The 24,477-nt window shown below is 55.3% G+C and carries 21 protein-coding genes and 2 pseudogenes; 15 read left to right on the forward strand and 8 right to left on the reverse strand.

Annotated features, from left to right (window positions below; translation table 11 throughout):
- Positions 1 to 211 precede the first annotated feature (211 nt).
- Positions 212 to 1,549 (forward strand): magnesium transporter, encoded by a 1,338-nt coding sequence (gene mgtE, locus OLTU_RS03370; RefSeq protein ID WP_141731345.1) that lies wholly within the window; start codon positions 212 to 214, stop codon positions 1,547 to 1,549.
- Positions 1,550 to 1,551: 2 nt separating this feature from the next.
- Here the strand turns inward: mgtE and OLTU_RS03375 are convergent, their stop codons facing one another.
- From OLTU_RS03375 to rbp, 3 genes are all read right to left on the reverse strand, one after another.
- Positions 1,552 to 2,883: a S8 family serine peptidase gene (locus OLTU_RS03375; RefSeq protein ID WP_141731346.1), complete on the reverse strand. Its 1,332-nt coding sequence runs from the start codon at positions 2,881 to 2,883 to the stop codon at positions 1,552 to 1,554.
- A gap of 129 nt (positions 2,884 to 3,012) precedes the next feature.
- Positions 3,013 to 4,167, reverse strand: a complete 1,155-nt coding sequence (locus OLTU_RS03380; protein WP_176736303.1) for a DEAD/DEAH box helicase — start codon at positions 4,165 to 4,167, stop codon at positions 3,013 to 3,015.
- A 327-nt stretch (positions 4,168 to 4,494) separates the two neighbouring features.
- Positions 4,495 to 4,836, reverse strand: a complete 342-nt coding sequence (gene rbp, locus OLTU_RS03385) for an RNA-binding regulator (protein ID WP_141731348.1) — start codon at positions 4,834 to 4,836, stop codon at positions 4,495 to 4,497.
- Between the two features lie 631 nt (positions 4,837 to 5,467).
- Here rbp and OLTU_RS03390 point away from each other — a divergent pair.
- Both OLTU_RS03390 and OLTU_RS03395 read left to right on the forward strand, forming a co-directional pair.
- Positions 5,468 to 6,526 carry a hypothetical protein gene (locus tag OLTU_RS03390; protein ID WP_141731349.1) on the forward strand — a complete coding sequence of 353 codons (1,059 nt, stop codon included), beginning with the start codon at positions 5,468 to 5,470 and terminating at the stop codon, positions 6,524 to 6,526.
- A gap of 12 nt (positions 6,527 to 6,538) precedes the next feature.
- On the forward strand, positions 6,539 to 7,891 hold the full coding sequence (locus tag OLTU_RS03395) for a hypothetical protein (RefSeq protein WP_141731350.1): 1,353 nt from the start codon (positions 6,539 to 6,541) through the stop codon (positions 7,889 to 7,891).
- On the opposite strand, the gene OLTU_RS03400 is transcribed toward OLTU_RS03395, so the two are convergent.
- Both OLTU_RS03400 and OLTU_RS03405 read right to left on the reverse strand, forming a co-directional pair.
- On the reverse strand, positions 7,857 to 9,137 hold the full coding sequence (locus tag OLTU_RS03400) for a class I SAM-dependent RNA methyltransferase (RefSeq protein ID WP_141731351.1): 1,281 nt from the start codon (positions 9,135 to 9,137) through the stop codon (positions 7,857 to 7,859). The two genes, OLTU_RS03395 and OLTU_RS03400, sit on opposite strands and share 35 nt — an antisense overlap.
- Positions 9,138 to 9,218: 81 nt before the next feature.
- A complete protein-coding gene (locus OLTU_RS03405; protein ID WP_176736304.1) occupies positions 9,219 to 10,079 on the reverse strand; it encodes an EcsC family protein in 861 nt (286 codons plus the stop codon).
- A 169-nt stretch (positions 10,080 to 10,248) separates the two neighbouring features.
- Between OLTU_RS03405 and OLTU_RS03410 the strand changes: the two genes are divergently transcribed.
- Complete coding sequence (locus tag OLTU_RS03410; RefSeq protein ID WP_218109812.1) at positions 10,249 to 11,022, forward strand: NAD-dependent deacylase; 774 nt, start codon at positions 10,249 to 10,251, stop codon at positions 11,020 to 11,022.
- Here the strand turns inward: OLTU_RS03410 and lepB are convergent.
- Together lepB and OLTU_RS03420 are read right to left on the reverse strand one after the other, a co-directional pair.
- Entirely contained in the window at positions 10,971 to 12,038 is a 1,068-nt protein-coding gene (gene lepB / locus OLTU_RS03415; RefSeq protein ID WP_176736305.1) for a signal peptidase I, read from the reverse strand. The genes OLTU_RS03410 and lepB overlap by 52 nt on opposite strands.
- A 231-nt stretch (positions 12,039 to 12,269) precedes the next feature.
- On the reverse strand, positions 12,270 to 12,929 hold the full coding sequence (locus tag OLTU_RS03420) for a HutD/Ves family protein (protein ID WP_218109813.1): 660 nt from the start codon (positions 12,927 to 12,929) through the stop codon (positions 12,270 to 12,272).
- A gap of 50 nt (positions 12,930 to 12,979) precedes the next feature.
- On the opposite strand from OLTU_RS03420, the gene OLTU_RS03425 reads away from it, so the two are divergent.
- The 3 genes from OLTU_RS03425 to OLTU_RS03435 all read left to right on the forward strand — a co-directional run bounded on the left by OLTU_RS03425 (position 12,980) and on the right by OLTU_RS03435 (position 16,420).
- Complete coding sequence (locus OLTU_RS03425; protein WP_141731355.1) at positions 12,980 to 14,416, forward strand: hypothetical protein; 1,437 nt, start codon at positions 12,980 to 12,982, stop codon at positions 14,414 to 14,416.
- Positions 14,417 to 14,491: 75 nt separating this feature from the next.
- Positions 14,492 to 15,592 carry an NADH:flavin oxidoreductase gene (locus OLTU_RS03430; RefSeq protein ID WP_141731356.1) on the forward strand — a complete coding sequence of 367 codons (1,101 nt, stop codon included), beginning with the start codon at positions 14,492 to 14,494 and terminating at the stop codon, positions 15,590 to 15,592.
- Between the two features lie 120 nt (positions 15,593 to 15,712).
- A complete protein-coding gene (locus tag OLTU_RS03435) occupies positions 15,713 to 16,420 on the forward strand; it encodes a hypothetical protein (RefSeq protein ID WP_141731357.1) in 708 nt (235 codons plus the stop codon).
- Between the two features lie 76 nt (positions 16,421 to 16,496).
- Here OLTU_RS03435 and OLTU_RS03440 read toward each other — a convergent pair whose 3' ends face one another.
- A complete protein-coding gene (locus OLTU_RS03440; protein WP_141731358.1) occupies positions 16,497 to 16,757 on the reverse strand; it encodes an ACT domain-containing protein in 261 nt (86 codons plus the stop codon).
- Positions 16,758 to 16,966: 209 nt separating this feature from the next.
- Here OLTU_RS03440 and OLTU_RS03445 point away from each other — a divergent pair, with 209 nt between their 5' ends.
- The 8 genes and pseudogenes from OLTU_RS03445 to OLTU_RS03475 all read left to right on the forward strand — a co-directional run bounded on the left by OLTU_RS03445 (position 16,967) and on the right by OLTU_RS03475 (position 24,462).
- Positions 16,967 to 18,226: an RNA polymerase sigma factor gene (locus OLTU_RS03445; protein ID WP_218109814.1), complete on the forward strand. Its 1,260-nt coding sequence runs from the start codon at positions 16,967 to 16,969 to the stop codon at positions 18,224 to 18,226.
- Between the two features lie 104 nt (positions 18,227 to 18,330).
- Complete coding sequence (locus OLTU_RS03450) at positions 18,331 to 18,690, forward strand: YciI family protein (RefSeq protein WP_141731359.1); 360 nt, start codon at positions 18,331 to 18,333, stop codon at positions 18,688 to 18,690.
- On the forward strand, positions 18,687 to 19,040 hold the full coding sequence (locus OLTU_RS03455; RefSeq protein WP_141731360.1) for a YciI family protein: 354 nt from the start codon (positions 18,687 to 18,689) through the stop codon (positions 19,038 to 19,040). Before OLTU_RS03450 ends, OLTU_RS03455 begins: the two co-directional genes overlap by 4 nt.
- Positions 19,041 to 19,065: 25 nt before the next feature.
- A pseudogene (locus OLTU_RS33105) lies at positions 19,066 to 19,482 on the forward strand (YciI family protein); the annotation flags it as partial.
- Between the two features lie 30 nt (positions 19,483 to 19,512).
- Positions 19,513 to 19,950, forward strand: a pseudogene (locus OLTU_RS33110) (GyrI-like domain-containing protein); the annotation flags it as partial.
- Positions 19,951 to 19,967: 17 nt separating this feature from the next.
- Entirely contained in the window at positions 19,968 to 20,372 is a 405-nt protein-coding gene (locus OLTU_RS03465) for a VOC family protein (protein WP_141731362.1), read from the forward strand.
- Between the two features lie 51 nt (positions 20,373 to 20,423).
- Complete coding sequence (locus OLTU_RS03470; protein WP_141731363.1) at positions 20,424 to 20,810, forward strand: nuclear transport factor 2 family protein; 387 nt, start codon at positions 20,424 to 20,426, stop codon at positions 20,808 to 20,810.
- 196 nt (positions 20,811 to 21,006) lie between these two features.
- Positions 21,007 to 24,462, forward strand: a complete 3,456-nt coding sequence (locus OLTU_RS03475) for a response regulator (RefSeq protein WP_141731364.1) — start codon at positions 21,007 to 21,009, stop codon at positions 24,460 to 24,462.
- Positions 24,463 to 24,477 lie beyond the last annotated feature (15 nt).

The following is a 24,477-nucleotide window of genomic DNA, read 5'->3' on the forward strand; positions in this document are numbered from 1 at the left end:
CAACACAGTATAAAGGGAAATACCACTCAGGTGAAGATTCAAACAATTTTGGATGTTAGGTCAGAATGACTTCTTGCGAGGCAAAAATTTCCTCTCTCGAAACCTTGAGGTTGAGCCGAAAGTCCAGAGACGACGGGAGATTAGCCTTGACAAAGCTGGGGTCGAAGACTAGCCATACTACGCTTCCATAAGCGTGAGGCAAGAGGGTGGCATGGTACGCCTGGACGAAACTCAAGACGAAATGCAGGATCATGACACGGACGCACTGCGTGAAACGTGGGCTGACCTCTCGCCCGAAGATCGTCTGAAAGCCTTCCAGAAGCTGGATCGTGCGTCGGCGGAAGACTTCTTTCAGACTCTGCGAACCGATGAACAGGCCGAACTTCTAATCAGCCTGCCCGTGTTTGAACGCCGCTTCTGGCTTCGCATTCTGCCCCCTGATGATCTGGCTGACTTGATTCAGGAATTTGAACCTGAACTTCGTTATGCCATGCTCGCCGAGCTGGACCCCCGTCTGGGCAAGGAAGTGGCGGCCCTGCTCGCCTATGCCGAGGACCAGGCCGGTGGTCTGATGAACCCACGTTTTGCCCGGATCCGCCCGGATATGCAGGTGGGAGAAGCCCTCCGTTATCTGCGCAAGCAGGCTCACGAGAATCTGGAAAACCTCCGTTTCATCTATGTGCTCGATCGCGATCAGAAACTCCTCGGCGCTGTCTCGCTCCGGGAAATCTTTCTGGCCCCGGATCAAAAACTGGTGCAGGACATCATGCGCACCAATCTGGTTGCAGCCGATGAAAACATGGATCAGGAGGCATTGAAGCAACTCTTTGCCAATCATGGTTTGATGGCGATTCCCATCGTCGATAGCGCGGGAAGGATGAAAGGTATCGTGACCGCCGATGACATCGTCGATGTCGTCGAAGAGGAAGCAACCGAAGATATCCAGCGCATGGCGGGTGTCGAGGTACTGGAAGCGCCCTATCTGAAGATCGATATCTTCAGCATGATTCGCAAACGCGGCGGCTGGCTTACTCTGCTTTTTTTCGGTGAAATGTTCACAGCGACGGCCATGAGCTACTATGAACATGAAATCGCCCGCGCTGTGGTTCTGGCTCTTTTTATTCCTTTGATTATCAGCAGCGGCGGCAACTCAGGATCCCAGGCCTCAACCCTGGTGGTGCGGGCCATGGCTCTCGGCGAAGTACGATTGCGTGATTGGTGGAAGGTGCTGGGACGCGAAATTATTGTTGGAAGTGCCCTCGGTCTGATCCTGGGGGCCTTTGGTCTTCTGCGTATTGCCTTCTGGCCGAATCGCGAAGAGATGTATGGTCAACATTACTTTTTGATTGGCGCCACGGTTGCGACGAGCCTCGTCGGTGTCGTCCTCTGGGGCAGTCTGATAGGTTCCATGCTGCCTTTTGCCTTGAGAAAATGTCGATTGGATCCCGCCACGGCCTCGGCGCCGTTCGTGGCGACGCTCGTCGACGTGTGCGGTCTCCTCATCTACTTTACGATGGCGAGTTTGATCCTGCGCGGAACCCTGCTTTAGACTTAATGGAAGGGTGCCTTCCAGCAATTCCCGCGGGTGCAGGGCGTGGTGACATCAATGCGGGCCTTCAGCTCATGACTCAGCTTTTTCCCGCCCATTTCGTAAGCCAGAGCCACCGCCCGCAGGGCATTCACGCGGCCATAGCCATAGCGCATGCTGAAGCCATCTTCATCATATTTGGCATCCGCCGGCGCGATACGATCCGCGGAATCCTGAAGAACCTTTTGAACTTCAGCTGCGGTCAGTTTCGGATTCGCCTGCAAAATCAGCCCCACCACACCGGACACGATGGGAGCGGCCGACGAAGTATGCGAGAAACGATCCGAATAACGGCCTTCCCAGCTGTCACCCCCCGCCATGTTTGAGTAGGGAGTCCAGCCCGCCATGTCACTGCAATTCGGGGAGGGCCGGCTGCCGGGCTTCAGACAATCCGGGGCCACATAATTATCGGTGGTCCAGATCGGATCGACCAGCTGCTTGCCTTTGCTCTTGCCGCCGCTGGTGGGAGCCAGAACGTCCATGGTCGGTCCAAAGTTGCTGAAGCTATGGCGCTCGCCTTTGCTGTTGCTTGCCCCGACGGTGACTACGCCCGGATAATTGGCAAAATGGTTCCAGGTAAAATCCTGGCCGGTGTTGCCGGATGCAAAAACCACAACGGTGCCTTTGCCATTGCGTCCTTCACGCGCCAGGCGATCGATCAACTTTTTGGCAAAGGCGGGGGTCGTCGAAGGATCCGGTCCCCAGCTGCAGTTGATCACATCCGGATTTTGCTCCATCACCCAGTCGAAAATTTTCTCATAATATTTTTCAATCGAGCCGGCTGGCTTGTCGCCACCCATGCGTGCCGCCACAACGCGGCAACCAGGACAAACTCCCACGATGCCCTTGCCATTGTCCGCGGTGGCTGCGGCCAGACCGGTGACGAGGGTGCCGTGAAAATTATTGGGCGATGTGCTGAAAAGATTGTTGGCCTTGACGGGGCCTCCAAAATTTTTCACCGCCACAAACTTGTCCTTCAGATCTTCATGCTGAAGGTCAAAACCGTCATCGATCACAGCGAGGCGAATGCTCCGGCCGATGTCCTGGACATCATCCGCGAGCCCCAGCTCCTGTAAAAGGCTCCAGGCTTCAGCAATATGCGCATGATCAGGGCCCTGCACCTGACTCTGTCCGACAGGAGTCAGGCCGGGACCTTTGTTATGCAGATTCCACTGTGATGTGAAGTAGGTGTCATTAGGAATTATAGGGCGAATAGGCTTTACAGGTGAACCTGCGGCCCAGGCCCAGGAACTGACAACACCAAAGGAGAGCAAAGCAAGGATTTTGCTATACATGGCACGACCTGTTTTATTGTGTGCAGCTATTTATGTAACCACACTAGTCAGGAGGTGTAGGAAAGTCCATACGGTATTGAAAAAATGGCTTTCCCACGCGGGTTTCCTATGCATGGGAAGCCCGACTTCTTAGCGTTGCACGCGCGGAATGATACGTGGGCGGGGCGCTGTATCCGGCAGAGAAGTCTCTGCGGCCAATGCTCCGCTTTTTGGACGGCGTTCGATCACAGGACCTTTTTTCGCGTGAGCCGAACTCTCATCCTTCATATAGAGACGCGCAATGCGGCGCCATTGTCCCTGATCTTCGGGAACCAGCAGACAAATGGCTTCACCTTCAGCACCGGCCCGTGCGGTCCGCCCTATGCGGTGCACATAATCTTCCGGTGATTGAGGAAGATCGTAGTTTATAACATGCGCAATATGAGGAATATCCAAGCCGCGGGCTGCGATATCCGTAGCCACAAGAATGCGATAGGTGCCGACGCGGAAACCCTTGATAGCCGCATCACGCTGACTTTGGGTCCGGTCGCCATGAAGACGGGCAACGGCATAACCAAACTTCGTCAGGAATTTTGCCACGCGATCGGTGCGATGCTTGGTCCGGGTGAAGATAATGATCGAGCCTTCGCGGGTATTCAATTCATCCAGCAGGACATCGTTTTTGGCTTCGGGAGTTGTCTGGACGACCGAGTGATGAATTTTTTGCACCGGTTTTTCCACAGTGCCGACACTCACCCGTACAGGATTTTTCAGATAGCGATGCGCGAGACCCTGGATATTTTCGGGCAATGTTGCCGAAAAGAGGAGCGTTTGCCTCGTTGCTGGCAGATGCCGCAGGATCTCATTCAACTGCGGAGCAAAGCCCATATCGAGCATCCGATCGGCTTCATCGAGGACGAGCATCCCGGTATTTTGCAGCGACAGGGAACGTCTTTGCAAATGATCCACGAGACGTCCCGGTGTGGCTACGATAATGCGTGGACGCCGGTACAGCGCTCGGAGTTGTGTGGACATGGATGTGCCACCGATCAGGAGCACGTGACTCAGCTCAGGTGCGTATTGGGTGAGGCGAATCAGAACTTCAATAATCTGAACCGCCAGCTCCCGGGTGGGAGCCAGGATGAGTGCCGTTTCCTGGGGCTGCTGCAAAAGACGCGCAACCAGAGGCACTCCAAAGGCACCGGTTTTTCCGGTTCCTGTTTGCGCGCAACCAATCAAATCCTGCTGGGCCATAGCCAAAGGAATCGCCTGGGATTGAATAGGCGTAGGCGAGGCAAAATTCATGGATTCTAGCGCCCTCTGCAACTGTCGGGGCAGGTTCATCTCTTCAAATGTATGCACTTTGGATCTTCTATTTGGTGAAACCATGCCGTCCGAAAGGACGACTCCACTCTGACGATACTCGGCAGTATTAAAATTATAACCTAAACTGCAGACGTTATCCATGCCTTGTTTGCGCTGTGGCATCGTGTCAGGTTCTGAATGTCCTGGGAGGATCAGTATGGAGGGTATGTTTGGCCCCGTGCTGGCTGTGGGGATCGAAAGATCCACCAGCACGGGTCTCAACCCTACGGAAATCCGTAGAGGTGTTATGGACTGAATTGGTCCGGATTAATAACGGTTACGACCGCCGCCGCCGAAGCCGCCGCGACCACCACGGTCACCACGACCGCCGCCGAATCCACCGCCGCGTCCTTCACGAGGAGCCTGTGGGCGAGCTTCGTTCACAGTGATTTTACGGCCATCGTAATCTGCACCGTTGAACTTTTCGATCGCATCAGCAGCTTCAGCGTCAGTCGACATTTCGACGAAGCCAAAACCTTTGGAGCGACCGGTTTCACGGTCCATGATCACTTTGGCAGAGACCACAGTGCCACTTTGCGAGAACGTGTCAAAAAGCACGTCATCAGTGGCGGAGAACGGAAGATTGCCGACGTAAAGTTTCTTGCCCATATCACCTCCTTAAGGCTGGGAACCGCAAAAGAGGTAGGGGCCCAACTGCCCGTAGACTCTGACGCGCGACAGATCATATACCTGCCTGCGAAGAGGCGATCAAGAAAAAACTTCCAGTTGAGACTCAACTTACGAACCGTACCTCTAGCTTCGCAAGAGATTAACTGCTTCTTGTTTTCGGTGCAAGAAAGAACAAACAGGGTGGGCAAGATCATCTTGTGAGGCCTGATGGACGCGCCTTTCGCAACGCGGGTCCAGTTTCAATTCATACCTCGAGGTCGATTTTGACCCCAGCTGGGCCATGAGTTCCCGGCTCTGGCTTGGTCTGTCAGACGGGGTTCGGACAGCCGTACACAATCTGGAGAGGGCCTTTGCAGCCTTTGGAATTCTTTCTCAAAAGGAAAGAATCGGGTCAAAATGGTTCCCTGCCATCGTGTTTGCACATTTTCGCGGAACTCCGATTCGCACCGGACCAAAACCTGGCCGTAAAAATCCTCCACTCTTCGCGGGTTTAGCTCGGATCCTATCTCTGATTAATTTGTAATATCCGTTCGTTAACGAAATTTCTCGAATTTCCTGAAATCCCGACCGAAAAGGCTCCATGTAGGCAAACTTATCGAGAGTGCTCGCTGTGGGTAGCAACAAATCAAAAAGAAGCCGTTCGTCCTCAGGCAAAGGGTCCTCATCAGGATCCTTTAAACCAGGCGACCTGTTCGGCGGCAGCGGTGGCGGACTGGTTCCCGTGTTTGCCATCGTCTGTGGTGTGTTGATCGGCATGGGCGGGGCCTATGTGGTCAAACGTGTCATCTTCGGCGGCAACAAAAAACCTCGTCCAGAAGTTGCCATGATCGAGGAAAGTGATCGCGGATCCGGCCGCGTGAGATTGAAGCGCGAAGCCCGTGTGCGTCCCGTGGAAACTGCGGAAATAAATGACTCGATCCAATATGTTGAGCAGCCACCCATGGCTGAACCGACGCCTCCTCCACCGCCGGCACCGGAGCCTCGCAGTCTGCCCCGAGCCGATCCGTTGCCACCGGAGCCTGCGCCACGACCCAGACGGTCGGTCGCAGCCCCGAGCAAGGCACCCATTCGTGTGTCGCCGCCGCCCAGACCAGCGCCAACGGTTGCCATGCTGGAACCTACGCCTGAGCCGGAGGAGCCGCGACAGCCACCCAAGTTTCTGACAATTCGAAATTTGACCTATAGCCGTCCGCTGTTCAATCGCTGTCCTGAGGATTGCCTGCTGCTCTTCCGCGCTGCTGATGGCGGATTTGTGAAGGCCAAGTTGAAAAAATCCTCTTTCATGCGTGTGCTATCGAGCAACCTCGCCTATGCGGATATCGATGGCTATGAAAGCATAGTGGATGGCGAACGCGTGATCGTTGTCAAATCCATTCGTGGCATGCCGGTGGCGCCTCCGCCACCACCGGTAAAAACCGTTGAGAGAGTGGCGGAAACTCCCAAGGTCGAGAAGAAAAAAGAGAGAGCTCCGACCGAACCATCGAATCGAAGAAAAAGCAGCGGCGAAGACACCAGCGACGAGAGCAACAGCGATACAGCTTCGCTGCGCAATCGCCTCGAAGGTGTCTCCAAAGCGAAGAAGAAGGACGATATTGAAGAAGAATCGGGTGACGGTGAAGAAGAAGAAGGAACCAGTTTCCAGAACCGTCTCAAGAGATCACTCGACTGAGGGAGGCTACTCGTGGCTTCGTTGTTAAAGCGGCTGATGATGTGGACCCTTCTTGGCATGATTGGTGCGACGGGCGCCCATGCTCAGGAGGAAGATGAGGCTCCTGCCACCGAGAAATCCGGTGAGGAGAGTACGAAAACCAAAAAGAAGAAGAAAAAGGGACCACCACTCTACTATGCTTCGCTTGGTCTCGGGAAAACATTGCCAGAAGGTTTTTATCGAATCCGAAGTGTCAACCGTTTCGCAACGGGTGATTCCGGCTATGATGCCGACGGAAAAAAGGAAAACTTTGGCTACGATCTGACAGCCAATGTGAATGCCATCGCCATTGAATATGGGATGAGCGATCGATTCTCGTTTCTGCTCCTGGCGCCCTATATTTCCAAAAATAATATCGCCTTTAACAAGAAAAAGTTTCGGGATTCCAACCGCTATAACACGGCCGTGGGACAATACACGGCGCTTTTCAAGGCGCGACTGGCTGCCGGTCTCCAGGCTCAGGGACTCTGCACCGGGGCCGCGTGTGCCACACAGGTCGATGCCCTGATCGCCAATAACGCAACGCTGCCTGCTTCCACGCTCACCCTTCCAACGGGTGAAACGGCGACGATACCGGCCGCGCCTGCTCAGAACACACTCGCTCTTTTGCCCGAGCTCGTGACCAATGCGGCCACGCCTGCGGATGGTGCGGTGGGCTTGGGCGACGTGGACTTTGGTATCACCTATTCCTTCGTCTCGACCCGGACCAATGTGTTTGCTCTGGGCTTCGGGGTGCGGATGCCTTTCGGGAAGTTTGAGGATGTTCCCGCCGCACAGCGCCCGACGGGCGAAGGTATGATCCAGCTCGGCATTCGTATGAACTACGATTACCATCCCTGGGCTCCGCTCTGGCTGTCCTTCCAGAACCAGACTGAAATCATGGTAGTCGAAGGCAGGCGCAAGAAATCAAGTCTTTTGGATCCGAATCAATTGAATCAAGGTGACCCAACCAGCGACGCGGCGATCGCGGTCGGCAGTGATGGTGAGGGCAATACGCAGACTGTGTCACGGAAGGGCATGGGGCAGGTCGGGACCTTCCGTGCTGACCTTGGTCTGGCCAAGCTTACATCGGTTCTGCAGCCGATGGCTGTGGAAGCCTCGCTGAACTATGAACTTGCCGCTCCGGAATTTACCGGCGACACGGAAACCAACCCAGGCGAGCAGCGTTACTCCTACGCCATGGGTTTCAAGTTCGATGGCCTTGGCCTGGACCGGCCCTATCCGGCCTACATTCGGGTCCTGCGGGAAACTTTTATCTCAGGTAAGAATGTGCCGCTGGCCACCGATAACTTTACGATCGAGTTTGCATTCTACGAGAGCTTCTAACGCTCCTATTGGCCCTGGGATAAGCCCGATTCGATGCGATCAACGCCCGGGTCGGGTTTGCCTTTTGAGCCCCACGATAGCAAAGTTTGGCCACCAGCTCGACATGATCCGTTTGGGGAAACATATCGAAGGGGGTGATGGACTCGACTTCAAAGCCCTGCCGCGTGAGCACCTGAAGGTCCCTTTGCAAGGTCTCCATATTACAGGAAACATAATGCAGGCGCTGTAGACGCTGCCAGCCGCTTTGGGAAAGCGCTGTCAGGACCTGCGGAGAAAGGCCACCGCGCGGAGGATTGACGATCATATGCGTAATCTTCTGGGACGCGGAACCCCTGAGCAGTTTTTTCAGCACATCCTCCACAGCGGCAGCACTGCACTGCACCTGCAATAGACCGGCTTCACGGGCCACTTTCGCAGCCGCTTCCGTGGCATGGGGGTTGGCTTCGACCAGATGGATCTTCTTAAAGGCCGGTGCCGCGGCCATCGTGTAGGTGCCAAAGCCTCCATAAAGATCGAGCAGCTCGTCACCGCTCAGACCCTCCACGATATGCTGAATAAAGGTCGTCACAAGGCTGGAGTTGGCTTGAAAGAAGGCCATCGGATCCAGCGCATAGCGTCGGCCTTCGATTCCATAGGTGAAGACCGGATCGCCCGCCAGAAACTTCACATCACGGGAAATGACGAGGTCCTCATCCTCGCGTTGAATCAGCGATTCATAAATGCTGAGCTGGAGTCCACGCAGTCTTTGAGCCCAGGCTTCGAGATCCGCACGTGGCACCCCGGTATGGGATAGGATCAAACCAAAGCTGTCGGTTTCGGGGCTGTAACGAATCGTGAGAAACTTCAGACGACCCGGCTGGAATCCCCTGCGACTGTGCTGATAAAAGGGTGCGGGAATCGGCTGGCCCGGACCAAAAAGTTTTTGAATGAGTTTATTGATGGCCGGATGATGGATCGGACAGCCGGGAATATCGACAACTTTTTTGGTGCCGCGTGCGTAAAGTCCAATGGAGCGACGCCCCAGTTCATCCTCATGCAAACAGAGTTTGCTCGAGGTCCGATAACCGAATTCTGCGGGACTGGGCACGATCGGGTGAATCACGTCTTCCATATTTTTTCCAGCCGGAACAAAACGTCCGAGCTGCAGACGCACAGCACGGGTTTTATCAAACAGCTGCTTCACATAGGGAAACTGCTGAAGGCTGCAACCGGAGCATTTGCCAAAGAAACGGCAGGCTGCCTTCATAAGAATATCTCCTGGATAGGGCCCGAAGGATCAAACGAATCCAGCTGTTTACCCCGCCTCGAAGACTCTGTCAACACCCTCTCAGACCCCCACGGCTTCCTTCATCTCATATTCCGTCTGAATCGCATCCCATCCATGGATTTTTTCCAGGTATAAAAGCCCGAAATGATAGCGGGCGGCCTCAACAAAGTAATCACAGAACAGAGCATTGATCGTGGCGCCGCCGATGGCTCCCACCAGCGGAATCGACTCCGCCACCAGCTTTTCCGTCAACGCCAGTTCAAAGGATCGCGCAATACGGGCGACCAGCCGCATCAGGGCCGGTGCCGCCCCGGTATCAAAGGCCCGCAGGATTTCCTTGGCGGATTGTTTCGCCACATACGTGGATGCGGCGCGAATCATCTGATCAAAGGCCAGACGTGAACTCAAGTATTTGGAATCGACATCGTCATCCTCGACTGTTTCCAGGGACCCCAGGGTGAAGACGTAGAGACACTGCAGCTGCACCTCGGGATCCTCGAGATCCATGCCCCACTGTGCGGCCACATCCGAAATTCCCCGCAGCATCATGGTGGTTGAGATCGGCAGCTCAAAGGGCAGAGCCAGCAGACCAAAAAGCCCGCCCATGGCTCCCGTGACGGCCACGGTCGCCGTATGCAGGCGCCCGCTCTTGCGCGTCCCTTCCAGACCTTCGTTCCAGCTGGGATGGAGTTTATTTCCGGGATTCACGGTTTGGATGGCTGCCATCAGCGCAGTCTGCAGCGTTTTGTTCACCAGCTCGCTAATCTTTTCACGCAGTGGTTCGGGCAACTGTTTCTGCAGAGCATCCAAAGGCTGACCCAGCAGATTCATCGCGTGAATGGCAAAACCAGGGTTGTCCAGGAATTGGGCAGCTTCATGTATGAACGAGATTTCGTCTTGATTTAATGCGCGCGACGCCATGGCATTTCCTAATTTTGAGGATAAGCTTGTCCTGCCCCGATAGCCGTTGCAAGCCGGACCCATTTCGAGCACATTGATTCCCCAGGCCCGAACACCCAGCTCGCGACCTGCTTCTGGCCAGAGCATGCCAGGACAGACGCGAGAAAGCAATTTCGAGTATGAGCGCTGCATGATGAAGCCTGGTAAGATTGACGAGCAGAATTTTATCCAAAGACTCAGCCCCGAACGCCGCATTGTGGTTCTGACAGGCGCCGGCATCTCGGCGGAAAGCGGCATTCCCACGTTTCGTGATGCCCAGGAGGGTCTTTGGTCTCAATTCCGTCCCGAAGAGCTGGCCTCGCCGGAAGGTTTCCGCAAAAATCCGAAGCTGGTGTTTGACTGGTATGCCTGGCGTCGTCAGAAGGTTTTGGAAGCCAAACCAAATTTGGGCCATCAGATTCTGGCCGCCTGGGAAAAACAGTTTCCGCATCTGACACTCATCACACAAAACGTGGATGGTTTGCACCAGGCGGCCGGCAGTGAACATGTGATGGAAATGCATGGCAGCATCCATCGGCTGATCTGTCTGGAGGAACGCCATCCATCCCCCTGGGTTGCGGCTGGCAGTGACGTTCCCCTCTGCCCGCGCTGTCAATCCCCGCTCCGACCGGATGTCGTGTGGTTTGGCGAAATGCTTGATCGGGTGATCCTGCAACGCATCGGGAGGGCCCTGTCTCAGTGTGAAATTTTTATCGCTGTGGGAACCTCAGGCGTTGTGTATCCGGCCGCCGGATTTTTGGATGAGGTCCGGGCTGCCGGCGCACTCACCGTCGTGATCAACAAGGAAAGAGTCGGTGCGGATCGCACGGATCTTTTTTTGCAGGGCTCGGCTTCTGAGGTTCTGCAGCGCCTTCAAAGCGGCTGGAACCAGCGTGACCAGGGAACCGACTCACCCGCGCGGTAGCTGAAGATAATCATGCGGACCCTTCCCACAATATGTGTGGCAGGGATGGCTCCTATCACACGGGAATCCGATGAATTGTGAAGATTGTCTCCCACCACAAAGTAATGTTGCGACGGCACTTCGAAGTCACCGTAGATGGCGGTCAGAGGACCTTCCTGATAGCGCTGCAGAACAAAAGGATTGTGGTCCACCTGGCACTCAAACAAACGCTTGGGTTTGTGATCGACGGTTTCGGCCTTCGGTTTCCTGACACCTAGACTGCTGCAGGAAAGGGGCTTGTCATTCAACCGGATGCCATCTTCCCGAAAACTGAGCCGATCGCCAGGCAGTCCCAGAACTCGTTTCACCTGAACATTCTGTTGATTCTGAGGGGCTTGATAAATCACAAGATCGCCACGTTGGGGCGGATCCAGAAATAGGTCCGAAAATTGATCCATGATCACATAGTCACCTGGCACCAGCGTGGGTTCCATCGACGCGTTGGCCACATAATAAATTTTGGTCGCGCCCAGTGTGAAAGAAAGGGCCACGTAAGTGGCGACGACCAGCATCGGAGTGAACCAGAAGTCCCGATATGGAATGGGATTGGACGCCGTCTGCGCGCGATTGATGCGATGCTGCAGATACCAGAACCCCAAAACGGCGAGGGGTGCAGGGAGAATGCGCAGCTGAAATTTCTCCTGCAGCAAGCGGCGAAAAATGAGGAGCATGCTGATGAACAGCAGAGCTGCGCCCAACCGCGTCATGATCGCAGGAGCATCCAAAGGCCTATTGTCCCGGGAAAAACGCAGAACCCAGAGCACGAGGTTGAGCATGATCAGAATGTGCAGAAAACCCAGTGAAAAAAGGCGCCTGCCGCAGCGTTGGGAGAGTTCGGCGTGGATCGGATAGCAGCGCGCGGCACTGTAAAGGCCTAGAGTGATCAGGTCCAGGAGGATCAGGACCACCAGGGAATGCCTCAGGCGTTCCAGGCTCGTTTGCGCGACATCAGTATTTTCAAGGTCCTCCACTGGCATGCGTGAAATCCTTTGCATATAAGCCCTTCGGGTTTTCGGCCCGAAAATAGACGCCTACCGGCGCAGAAGATTGCGCGAAATTTTCCAAAACTCCAGGATTTTGTGGTAAGGAATTCTTAAACAACAAATCAGGCAGGTTGTACGCCGGGACCCCGGCGGGAAATAGAGACAGCTTCAGGTTTTCGGGGATAAGCCTTTCTGTCTATCGATAAATTTACCGATGCAAAAGGTTCAGCCTGAGTGTGGCGTTATACTCACGATGATGAACACACTGGTCGCCGATTCCGGATGAATCGTGATGTCTGCGCCTTCCTCGATCAAAAGGGATTCCTGCTCTTTAAGACTGTGACGCATTGTCTGCACTTCAACCGTGGCCGCACCGGACCAGCACCAGATGAATTGCAGGGGAGCCGACCGGGTTGGAAACGGGGTATCCTCTCGAACCTGGTGCACATCCACATGGGCCTGTCCCAGGTCCTCGCGCATCATCACATTGAAATCCTCGACCGGACCGCCGGATAAAATTCCCTCGGTGATCCAGGCGCCGTGGAATGCATAAGGCTGGAGGGCCTGCAAAGTATGTGTACCATGGCCTTCATGCACGAGTCGCATGGGCTCACCCTGCAGCAGCATGATCGTGCGGTGATAACCGGGAAACGAGGAAAACGGCCCGGACGCCGGCACGCGAGCCAGGCTGATTCGCCAATCAAATCCCGATTGAACGGAGGCCCCACGCGGCGAGATGAAAAGTTCCGTGGTGGAACCGGCTCCATTTTTCCAGGGCATGACCTTGTATGCGGAGCGGGTAAAGTGTGTGACACGGGCTTTCATGGCAAGGCCTTCCTCTCTTTTTTTGGTGCCTTCCGTCAGGTGTTGTAAAATAGCAGACAAGTTCCGGAAATTTCCAGCCTGATTCGTTTCATCCTGACAAGGAGACTCGCTTGCGCCTCTTTTTATGCTGCTCCCTTTATGTGTTTTTGGCCATGGCCTGCAAAACAACGAATAGGAATTCGAGTCGCTTAAAGCTGATTCAAAAAACACCGGAAGCCGGCGTGACCCATGTGCTCGACAAAGCTCCGCTGCTGATCGAACCGGGCAAGCCGGCCGTGGTCAGCATCAATCGCCTGGCCGGGACACCGCCGGCGGATAGCATGCTGCGCCTGGAACGTCTGGAACTTCAAATCAAGCCCGCGGATGCCTATGCAGCCTGCCAGCCGCGCCTGACTCAGGCCCGCTTCACCGAAATGGTTGAAAAGGATATCCAGACTCCCGTGGACCTGCAGAGTCGTCCCAGCTATCGGGCCCAGGAAATCACCATGACCATAGCCGGCGACGCGGCTCAGGGCTGGACACTTTCGGCTGACGGTGCTCATGATATCGGCGACCTCTATCTGAGCTTTGATGCCAGCAGCCCCATGACCTGTCATGTCTCGGCTGTTGGGCATGGTTACTATGCGATCAACAGCACAGGATCCTGGGGCACAGGCAGCGGTGATCCCGATCGGGATCGCCTGGTGCGTGCCTGGGGCTCCGATCGCGGCCATCGTCTCTGGCATTATCTGTGGCACGGCATGCGCTCGCAGTGGACGCAACTGGGGCCGTCGGATCGTGACGCTTTGATCGCTCATTTCGGTCCCACGGTGGCTCCGCCTGCACGCAATTCCACTCGCAGTCCGGATGGTGAGGATTTTCTTTATATGCACCACAACATGCTGAAGGCCATCGGTCAGTATTTGAAGACTCAGGGCAAGACCATGGTCCCACCCTGGAAGGTGCTGCCGCGTTATGAGGATCCTGCCTATCCTTCCACGGCTTACGCCGCAGCGCAGGATGTCTTCGACACCTGGGAAAAGGATTATCAGGACCAGGAAAAAATCAAAACGATGACGCTTGGTGAATATGGTCAAAGGATCGAGGAAACGATTCACAACAACATGCACATGCGCTTTTTGAATCCCGCGGACATGGACATTCCTGGTGATCCCTTGGATCCGGAATGGGAGAAAAAATATTCGAAACTCTTCGATGACCCCAGCTACGACTATCTGGGCGGAACTTATTCCTCCCATGTGAATCCAGTCTTCTTCATGTTGCACGGCTGGGTTGATGAACGCATTCAAACCTGGCTTGAGGTCCATGGTTATCAGAGCATCGGTTCCGAAGCCGAATGCCAGGGAAAAACCGCCTGCTATGTGTGGCTGTCGGATCCGGCCTATGTGCTGGAAGCGGGTGATAAACCCTGGGAAGGTGTGGCGCCTGGAGCTGCTCGCAATGGTCTGGGTTTGCACCATCACAGCGTGCCCACGGGAGCCGTGCCCAACCTCAGTGTGAAGGCGCGTGCACGCCTGTATAAAACGCGCAGAATGGGTGGATTTTAATCCGGACGCAGTGCTACAAAGCAGAAAGGCCCGCTGCGGCCTGATCTGCTCACTTGCCAAGGAAGTACTGCCCTCATGAGCATCGACACACTCTTTCAGCCTTTCCGCCTCAAGTCATTCACCCTGAAAAATCGCTTCGTCATGGCGCCGATGACGCGGTCCTTTTCTCCGGGCGGCATTCCCACACCCGAGGTGGCCGCTTATTATCAGCGTCGTGCCCAGGGCGAAGTCGGTCTGATCCTTTCGGAGGGCACCGTGATTGATCGCGTGGCCTCGTCCAATGATCCCAATATACCCAGGTTTCATGGTGAAGCCGCCCTGCAAGGCTGGAAACAGGTGATCGACGGCGTGCGGGAGGTCGGTGGATTGATGGCGCCTCAGATCTGGCACATGGGAGTGATGCATCCTCATGAATCCGGCTGGCTGCCCGCCGGGCCTTTTGAGGGGCCTTCGGGGCTTTTGCGTGGAGAAAGCCAGGGCGGTCGCGCAATGAGCGACACGGATATTGAAGCCACCATCGCGGCCTTTGCAGAAAGTGCCGCCGCTGCAAAAAAATTAGGCTTTCATGCCGTCGAACTGCACGGGGCCCATGGGTATCTGATCGATCAATTTTTTTGGGAGGTCACCAATCGGAGGACGGATCGTTACGGTGGCAAAACGCTGCCGGAGCGTAGCCGCTTCGCCATCGACGTGGTCCAGGCTGTGCGTCGGGCTGTTGGCCCTGACTTTCCCATTCTTCTGCGTCTTTCGCAGTGGAAACCCATGGCTTTCGATTTCAAACTCGCAAAAACGCCTCAGGACATGGAAGCCTGGCTCACGCCTCTTGCGGATGCGGGTGTGGACGTTTTCCATTGCTCGCAGCGTCGCTTCTGGGAAGGGGAGTTTGCCGGTTCTGATTTGAATTTCGCCGGCTGGGCCAAAAAATTAACCGGCAGAATCACCATCACCGTGGGGTCGGTTGGCCTTTCCGGTGAATTCGTCAAGGCCTTCCGCGGCGAAAGTTCTGCACCTGAACCCATCGACGAATTGGCTCGACGCTTCGATCGGGGTGATTTTGATCTGGTTGCGGTGGGGCGGGCCCTCCTTTCCGATCCGCATTGGGTCCAAAAGATCAAGGACGGCCGCACCACTGAACTCTCCGGCTTTCAAAGTTCCGATCTGCGCAAGCTGCATTAAGCAGCCCAGGCTTCGTTCGTTTCGCTGCAATAAAAACTCTGCCTTCCTGTCTGCTATAGTTGGGTCCGTCCACACGGCCCGACTCGATCAAGCAGTTGAAATCCCATAGGAAGTCTGAATATGGCGCCAACGGCAGACAAATCGGCGGTGTTCTCCCAACTGATCAAAGGCTGGGTCGCCGAAAATCGTGGCCGCAATCTCTATGTTCTGGCCAAAAGCAGTGGACTCTCATACACCAACCTGCGCTCCATCGAAGCCGGCAAATCGGATGTTACCATCGATACCGCCCTGCGGCTCCTGCGCTATATCCAGCCGGATGCCGCCACCACGCAAACCATTCTCAATCTGTATCCTGATATCGCGCCGCTGCTCAGCTACCTTTCGCAGCAAAAGGCCAGACAGGGAGCCTGGCGTCTTCTCAGTCCCAAGGCCTGTCGTGCCGCGGTGGAAATCTATGGGCGTCGCCGCATTCCACGGGATGAACTGGGGCGAATCCTCGGCCGTGGAACAGAATCCGTGGTTCAGGAACTCATGGCGGCTGGACTGGTTCAAGCCGATGATGAACACTATCGACCCAGCCATGCCTTTTTTCATTTCAACAGCCCTGATGTTTTAATTCCCTTGCTGCGGCTTTTTCTCGACAACATCAGTCACGAGGATCCGTGGAATCTGGTGGAAGCCCGCTTTACCGGTTTGAAGCCCGAGGCAGCGGCTGCCATTCAATCCATACTTGAGGACGCTCGCCTGCGCATCCTGCGCATCAAACAGGACCCTGAAAATGCGGGGGCTTTGAATGTGGCCTGGGGTCTGCTCATGACTCGTTTTTAGGCGCTGCAGAAATAAAATGATCCCGCCCCTCGACTTTCATGGGGAGAGGGGACCATGTTGGAATCCAATCAGCGGATCAGGCTGCTTGCGCGGTCACATACAGATCATCCGATATCTCTTCAATCGCATGCTCAACCTCGCGCAAGGAACAATCCGCGGGCAGCGTGGCAATCACGGTCGCCTGCATCAGGTGGTCGCCGGTCATGGGCGCCGACAGCGGCGCAACCTGAAGGGACGCAATGGATGCGCCCTGATGAACCAAAGCCACTTGCAGGAGTTTGCCAAATTCAGGATTCTCAAAACCAATCACATCGAATCGTGCCTGTTGAGTTTCCATAAGCGAATCCTCCCTCGAGATTCTGCCTTGATCCTGATCCTTTTTTGGTTTCCGCGCGAGTCACAATTTTCCATTCCCATGGTGCAGCAGGGTCAGGAGGCAAGGGCCTGAGAGCTTTGCTGGCGCGCATAATGATGGAAACATGGGCCCAAGTCCATTATGCTGGCTCATGCTTGAGCAGATAATTTCAGTGACAGGGGGCCGGCGTCGTGGAACCAGGAAACGTGGCAAGCGTGCGGAAATCCATTGAAGAAATCTATCGCAGTGACGGACGGCGCGTGTTTGCGAGTCTGGTCCGCATCCTCGGTGATTTTGAATTTGCCGAAGAAGTTCTGCAGGATGCATTTGCTGCCGCCCTTGAACAATGGGCGCGGGATGGAATTCCTGCCAATCCAGGCGCCTGGTTGATTGCAACCGGAAAATTCAAAGCGATTGACGCGATAAGACGCCGAAACCGCTTCCAGAAGGCCATCCCGGATCTTTTGGCTGGACTGGAGAGTGATGTGACTCTGCCCGTGGAATGGAGTGAACAAACATTTAAGGATGACCAGCTCCGCCTTATTTTCACCTGCTGTCACCCGGCACTGGCCCCTAATACCCAGGTGGCTTTGACGCTTCGTGAGATCTGCGGCCTGACCACGGAAGAGATTGCCGCCGCCTTTCTGGCAAGCCCTGCAACCATTGCCCAGCGCATTGTACGGGGCAAAGCCAAGATTCGCGATGCAGGGATTCCTTATCAGGTTCCTGCGCGTGCGGATCTGCCGGAGCGTTTGGATTCGGTTCTGTCGGTGATCTATCTCGTCTTTAATGAAGGTTATTCCGCGTCCTCGGGACTATCCCTGACACGCGCGGATCTTTCCCAGGAAGCGATTCGTCTCGGGCGGCACGTTCTGGAACTCCTGCCTGATCCCGAAGTGATGGGCCTTCTGGCTTTGATGCTTCTGCATGAATCCCGACGTGAGGCGCGCACATCCACGGATGGTGATTTGATTTTGCTGGAGGATCAGGATCGGAGCCTTTGGCTGCAGCCCCTCATTACAGAAGGCGTTCGACTCGTGGAGCAGGCTCTGGCCTCACGTTCCTTCGGAACCTATACGCTCCAGGCAGCCATCTCCGCTGTGCATGCGCAGGCGCCCAGCGCAGCCGCAACGGACTGGGCCCAGATTGTTGCGCTCTACGATGTTCTTCTGCAGGCCACCGCGTCCCCAGTCGTCGAATTGAACCGTGCGGTGGCCGTGGCCATGCGAGATGGGCCGGCAGTTGGCATCACGCTGGTGGATGATTTGATCCAGCGCGGCGAGCTGGTGAACTATCACCTTATCCATGCCGCCCGTGCCGATTTTTGCCGGCGCCTCGGCCGCCAGGAGGAAGCCCGGAAATCTTACGAACTGGCCCTTTCCCTGGCCAGGCAGGAGCCGGAGCGGCGCTTTCTGACCCGACGGCTGAATGAGTTAGCATCTTCCGGTTAAGTCCCTGGAAGACAACAGAAAATATTAAAGAAAAAAAATTTGCGGCTCCTGTCGATTTCCGGAGCACCCGTTCGTCTCATAGGTGCGGAACGGGAGAATCAACGATGAAGTTCATCTGCCTGAAGTATGTGGAGCGGAATCAATGGAAGGCCCTGACCGGAAAGGATCGCGAGGCCTTTCTGCAGGCGTGCCGCGACTTCGACAACAGGCTGCGGGAATCCGGTCATTTTTTTGCCAGTGAATCCCTGCAAGCCACAGGCGAGCCCGTGGGACTCACCTGCTTTCATGGTCAGCTAGTGGTTGCGGATGAGCCGCATGACAAGACTGATGAGGTTCTGGGAGGACTCATGTTATTGGAAGCGCGCGATCTCAATCATGCCATCATTTTGGTCTCCGACCATCCCGGGATACGGGCGGGTTGGTTCACGATTCATCCAGCCGATGATAAAGGGGAAATGCAATGAAGTACATGCTGCTCATCTACTCAAGGGAAGATGCCTGGACCGAAGCGGAACGCAAGGACTGCATGGAGGAGTCAAGGCAGCTCTGTCATGACCTCGCCACGAAAGGGCAATTTCTGGCAGCCTCCCCTCTGCATTCGGTGGCCACCGCCACCAGCATTCAGCTGCGGGATGGCAAGCGCCTGATTACCGATGGCCCCTTTGCTGAAACGCATGAGCAGCTCGGCGGTTACTATATCGTTGACGTTCCCAATCTCGATGCCGCCATAGAAATCGCGAGCCGCATTCCCGGTGCCAAGCGCGGCACGGTGGAAATCCGGCCCGTTTTTGAACTTGAGAACATGCCTTCCTAAGGCACTTTAATAAGAGGATGGTTCCATGAAAGTTATGGTGATCGTGAAAGCCACGAAAGAGTCTGAAGCAGGACAGATGCCCAGCGAAGAACTTCTGCGCGATATGGGCAACTTTAACGAAGCTCTGGTGAAAGCCGGCATTATGCTGGCCGGCGAGGGCCTCTACCCGAGTTCGGAGGGAGCGCGTGTGCGCTTCTCGGGAAAGGATCGCACGGTGATCAACGGTCCTTTTGCAGAAACCAAGGAACTGGTGGCCGGCTTTTGGGTCTGGCAGGTGAAATCCATGGAAGAAGCCCTTGAATGGGTGAAGCGTTGCCCCAATCCGATGGAAGGGGAATCGGAGATTGAAGTCCGCCGGGTCTTTGCTTCTGAGGATTTCGCGGCCGTCGATCCCACCGGCGAGTTCCGGGCCCAGGAGGAAAGGATGATTCAGGAAATGGAAGCCAGTCGCCTCGAAGGACCGCGCTTTGAGAACGGACCCGCGATGATCATCGCCGGCCTGGACCGTCGCTTTACGATGGAAAATCGTGCCGAAATCCCCCAGCTCTGGGAGAAGTTTGTGCCCCATCTTGGGAAAATCCCCGGACAGGTTGGAAAAGCCACCTATGGAGCCTGCTATGGAGCGGACGCAAAATCCTTCCATTACATGGCCGCTGTGGAGGTCAAGGACACCGCGCAGCTGCCGTCCGGTTTCACTCATCTCAAGATCCCGGCTCAGCGTTATGCCGTCTTCATGCACAGCAAACACGTGTCGCAGGTTTCTGCCACGATGGATGTGATTTGCAACAAGTGGCTGCCGCATTCCGGACTCGAGGCTGCTGAGACGCCCACTTTGGAAAAATACACGGAAGATTTCAACGGAACGACAGGTATGGGCGGTATTGAAATCTGGGTTCCCCTTAAATTTTGAATCAAGGAGATCGACTCATGAGCACTAAAATGTTTGTCAATCTGGCCGTCAAGGACCTGAAACGTTCCATGGCTTTCTGGGAGAGCCTCGGTTATCACTTCAACCCACAATTTTCCGATGAGACAGCGGCCTGCCTCGTCTTCGGTGATGACGCTTATGCGATGCTGCTGACTCATGAAAAGTTCCGCGGCTTTTCTCCAAACGCCATCTGTGATACCAGCAAGCAGACTGAGGTGCTGGTGGCCCTATCCTGTGAAAGCAAGGAGGATGTGGCCGAAAAAGTCAAACGGGCTCTGGCAGGCGGAGCCAAACGCTACACGGAACCCAAGGATTATGGGTTTATGGTGCAGGATAGTTTTCAGGATTTGGATGGGCATGTCTGGGAGCTCTTTTATATGGACCCCAACGCCGTTCCGCAATAATCTCGTCCTGTAATGTAGGGCCCGCTCCGGGCCCTTGCAGGAGAGCCGAACATGCAAAAAACTCCAAAGGAAATCTGGGAAATTCAGCACAAGCTCGTGCTGAACTTTGATGTGGATCAGCATGCGGAACTTTTCGCAGAAGATGGCGTGTGGGAATTTCCCATGGCGAAACAGGGCAGCAAGGTCAAGCTTGAAGGCCGGGAAGCCATCCGCGAATGGGTGATGGAAAACGCCCGCAGTGCCCAGGAAGCAGGACACCGCGTTCTGAAGTACGATGAACTGGTGATCCATGAGACGGCGGATCCCGAAGTGATTGTGGTGGAATTCGATCTGCATGGCGAGGTGACCCACACCGGGGAAAAGTATCGGCGGTCGTATGTTCAGGTCCTGCGGGTGCGTGACGGAAGGATCGTGTCCCTGCGTGATTATTTCAATTGATTGAGTCCAGCCTTGCCTTTTCGGTTTTCACAAGGCCAGTGACGCGTCCTGCGTACTGGTCCACCTGCCTGTCTTTCCCCAGCGCGGCTTCTCCCGCATACCCTGCCTTACACCCCATCCATGGTCCGGACTTTGCAAAATATATGGACATAAATGAACAAGGCATTTTGACCTTAATCATTTCGGGATAGTGACATTGAATCGAGCACAGTCTGCACAAAACACGGCAGCTTCGGGTCTTTTGAGTCTGAGCATGGTCAGCAGCCGCACTCTGACCTGGGCCGCTGCGCTTATTTTGGCCGTGATACTGGGCAATCTGGCCATGCTTTATGTAAATCTGACGAAGGTGCGGGAACATAATCAGCTCGTAACGCAGACTCATAATGTTCTGCGCGAACTGGAGCTGACCCAGACGGCCTTGTCGGAAACTGTGAATAACGTCCAGATCTTTCTGTCCACCCGTGATGAACCTTTTCTTCAGACGTTTCAAGCCGGTCGTACTGCAGTCCTGGATAACGTCCGTAAACTCAGAAATCTGACCATCGATGCTCCGGAGCAGCAGGAAAAGGTGACCCGGCTTTGGGAAAAGGCGCTGGCTTTGCTGCAATGGCAGTCGGCAGCGATTGAGACGACGCGGCAAGGCCAGGGAAATGACTCCTTGGCCGTAGCCCAGGGTTCTGATGTCATGGCACAGGCCAAGGAGCACATGGATGAAATTCGACTCATAGTGCAGGATATGAAAGACACTGAGGGCCGAAAACTCAAGGACCGGGCGAGCCAGGCTGCAACCGCAACTTACCGGCAGGAACAGTCCATCCTGGCTGTTGCCGGCGTCACCGTACTGCTGATGCTGTTGGTGCAATACTACATCCGTCGATCCATTCAGCAGCAGCGGATCGAGGCTCAAAGGCTTAATGAAGAAAACTGGTTGAAAACCGGGCTCGCAGAAGCCGGTCGTATGCTGCGTGGCAAGGAGACCCCGGAGGAGGTTGGCCGCGCGGCGCTGGAATTTTTTGCAGGGTATCTCGGCATGCAGGTCGGGGCTTTTTATGTTTTGCAGCATGGCCGCCTGCAGCTCAGCGCAACCTTTGCCCAATCAGGTCCACTGGAAGGTGTGCCGCCGACCCTTGGCTTGCGGGATAGCCTTGCCGGGGAAGCCCTGCAAAACAAACATTGGATCGAACTCGAGGATGTGCCGCCCGAATATATGAAAGTGTCATCAGCCTTGGGATCCACCGTGCCACAACGTGTGGTGATCCTGCCTCTGCATACGGACGGTGAGCCCAGTATTGGCCTTGTGGAAATGGGTTTTCTGAAGGCCTTGCCCCACGGTGCGGCGGATCTTTTCGCGGATCTGAAATCGACTCTGTCTGTGGTGGTGAATTCAACGCTGGCCCGGCAAAGGCAGCAGGAGCTCCTTGAGGAAACGCAAAGACAGGCCGAGGAACTGGCCGCACAGCAGGAGGAGCTGCGTGCCAGCAACGAAAAGCTCGAGCAGCATACGGCAGCGCTGCAAAATTCGCAGGAGGAATTGCGCCAGATCAATGAAGAATTGGAACAGCAGGCCCAGGCCATGGTCCAGCAAAAGGAAGCGCTGGCGGAGAGAAATGAAAAACTTTTGGCCGCCAAATCAGAACTGGAGGCCAAGGCCCGCGAGCTTGAGCAGGCCAGTCGTTACAAGTCCGAGTTTCTGGCCAACATGAGTCATGAGCTGCGCACGCCGCTCAACAGTCTTCTGCTGCTGGCCACTCTTTTGGCGGAAAATAAGGAGAAGACGCTGACCGAAAAGCAAGTGGATTTTGCTCAGACCATTTTCAAATCCGGGCATGACCTGCTGGCTCTCATCAATGACATTCTCGATCTTTCGAAAGTGGAAGCGGGTCGGCTCGATCTGACGCGCGAGACGGTGGATCTCGATGAGCTGAACGCGCAACTGAAGCGCGAGTTTCAATTCACGGCGACCGAAAAAGGCCTGACCTTTGTCCTTCATCGCAGTGAAGAGGTTCCCGCCCAAATAGTCTCAGATTCCCAGCGTCTGCTTCAGATTATGAAAAACCTCGTCGCCAATGCCTTGAAATTCACACCGGTCGGTCGTGTCACGGTCAGCATGGAACGCGGCACAGGCCCGACGCCGATCCTTTTCAAGGTTCAGGACACCGGCATCGGTATTGGCGAGGATAAGCAGGCGCTGATTTTTGAAGCCTTCAAGCAGAGCGATGGTTCCGTCAATCGAACTTATGGTGGCACGGGGCTCGGCCTCACCATTTCACGGGAACTCGCGACTCTTCTGGGTGGTTCGATTTCGGTGCAGAGCCAGCCTGGGGTGGGCAGCACCTTTACCCTGCATCTGCCGGAGGAGATGCCCCCGGTTCATGCGGAGACTGCCGAAGTCCAGACTCCCGAGCCGGAATCTCTGCCGCCTCCGCAGGATGGGCCTTCCGACCCGATCATCCCGGAAGCCTTGCAGCCGGATGATCGGCTGATACTGGTGGTCGAGGATGATGCCACCTTTGGCAAGGTGATGGCGGACCTTGCCCAGGAAGCGGGCTTTAAAACTGCGCAGGTGACCTGTGGCGAAGCGGCCCTGGAGATCGCCCGGACGCATTCCCTCAGCGCTGTTCTGCTCGACATCAAGCTGCCGGATATGAGTGGACTCAGTGTTCTGGAACGTTTGAAAGCGGATCCTGCGACGCGACATATTCCCATCCATGTGATTTCGGGGACCAGTTATGTACAGAATGCCCTGGCTTTGGGTGCGATCGGTTATTTGCAAAAACCGGCCCAGGCCGATGAGCTGAAAGACATCTTCCATCGTCTTGAGGGCACACTGGCCCGAAAGGTGAAAAGGGTACTTTTGGTGGAGGACGACAAATTTCAACGGCAGGCGACCAAGGATCTTCTGGGGAGCGGTGATATTGAAATCACGGAGGCCAGGTCCGGAGTTGAGGCGCGTCAGAAACTTTGGTCTGAGACGTTCGACTGTGTGATCCTCGATCTGCGCCTGCCCGATATCAGCGGCTTTGAACTGCTGGAAGCCATGGATGCCGAGCTGCCTGGATCGAAACCGCCGATTGTCGTGTATACCGCAAAGGAGCTGAGCCGCGAGGAGCAGAATCTTCTGGAGCGTTATGCCCAGAGTATCGTGATCAAGGGAGCGCGATCACCGGAGCGTCTTTTGGATGAGGTCAGCCTTTTCCTGCATCGGCTGGAAAGTTCCCTGCCTCCCAAAAGTCAGACGCTCCTGCAGCAACTGCGGTCGGATGCGATTGGTTTGAAGGGCCGGCGTATACTTCTGGTCGATGATGATATGCGCAACGTCTATGCGCTGGTGAATGCCCTGGAAAATCATGGCCTGAAAATCTCTGTGGCGCGCAACGGCCGGGAATGCCTCGCGCAACTGGAAAAGGATCCGGGGATTGAGCTGGTGCTGATGGACATCATGATGCCGGAGATGGATGGTTATGAAACCATGCATCTGATTCGGGAGAACCCGGCTCTGAAAAAATTGTCGATCATCGCTTTGACTGCCAAGGCCATGAAAGGCGACCTGGAACAGTGCCTCGGGGCAGGGGCGAATGACTATCTGCCCAAGCCGATCAACCTGGAGCGATTGCTTTCGCTTCTCAAGGTCTGGCTGCCTCAGAAAATCTAAACCAGAAAGGCATCG

Source organism: Oligoflexus tunisiensis (assembly GCF_001748245.1).
Taxonomy (GTDB): domain Bacteria; phylum Bdellovibrionota_B; class Oligoflexia; order Oligoflexales; family Oligoflexaceae; genus Oligoflexus; species Oligoflexus tunisiensis.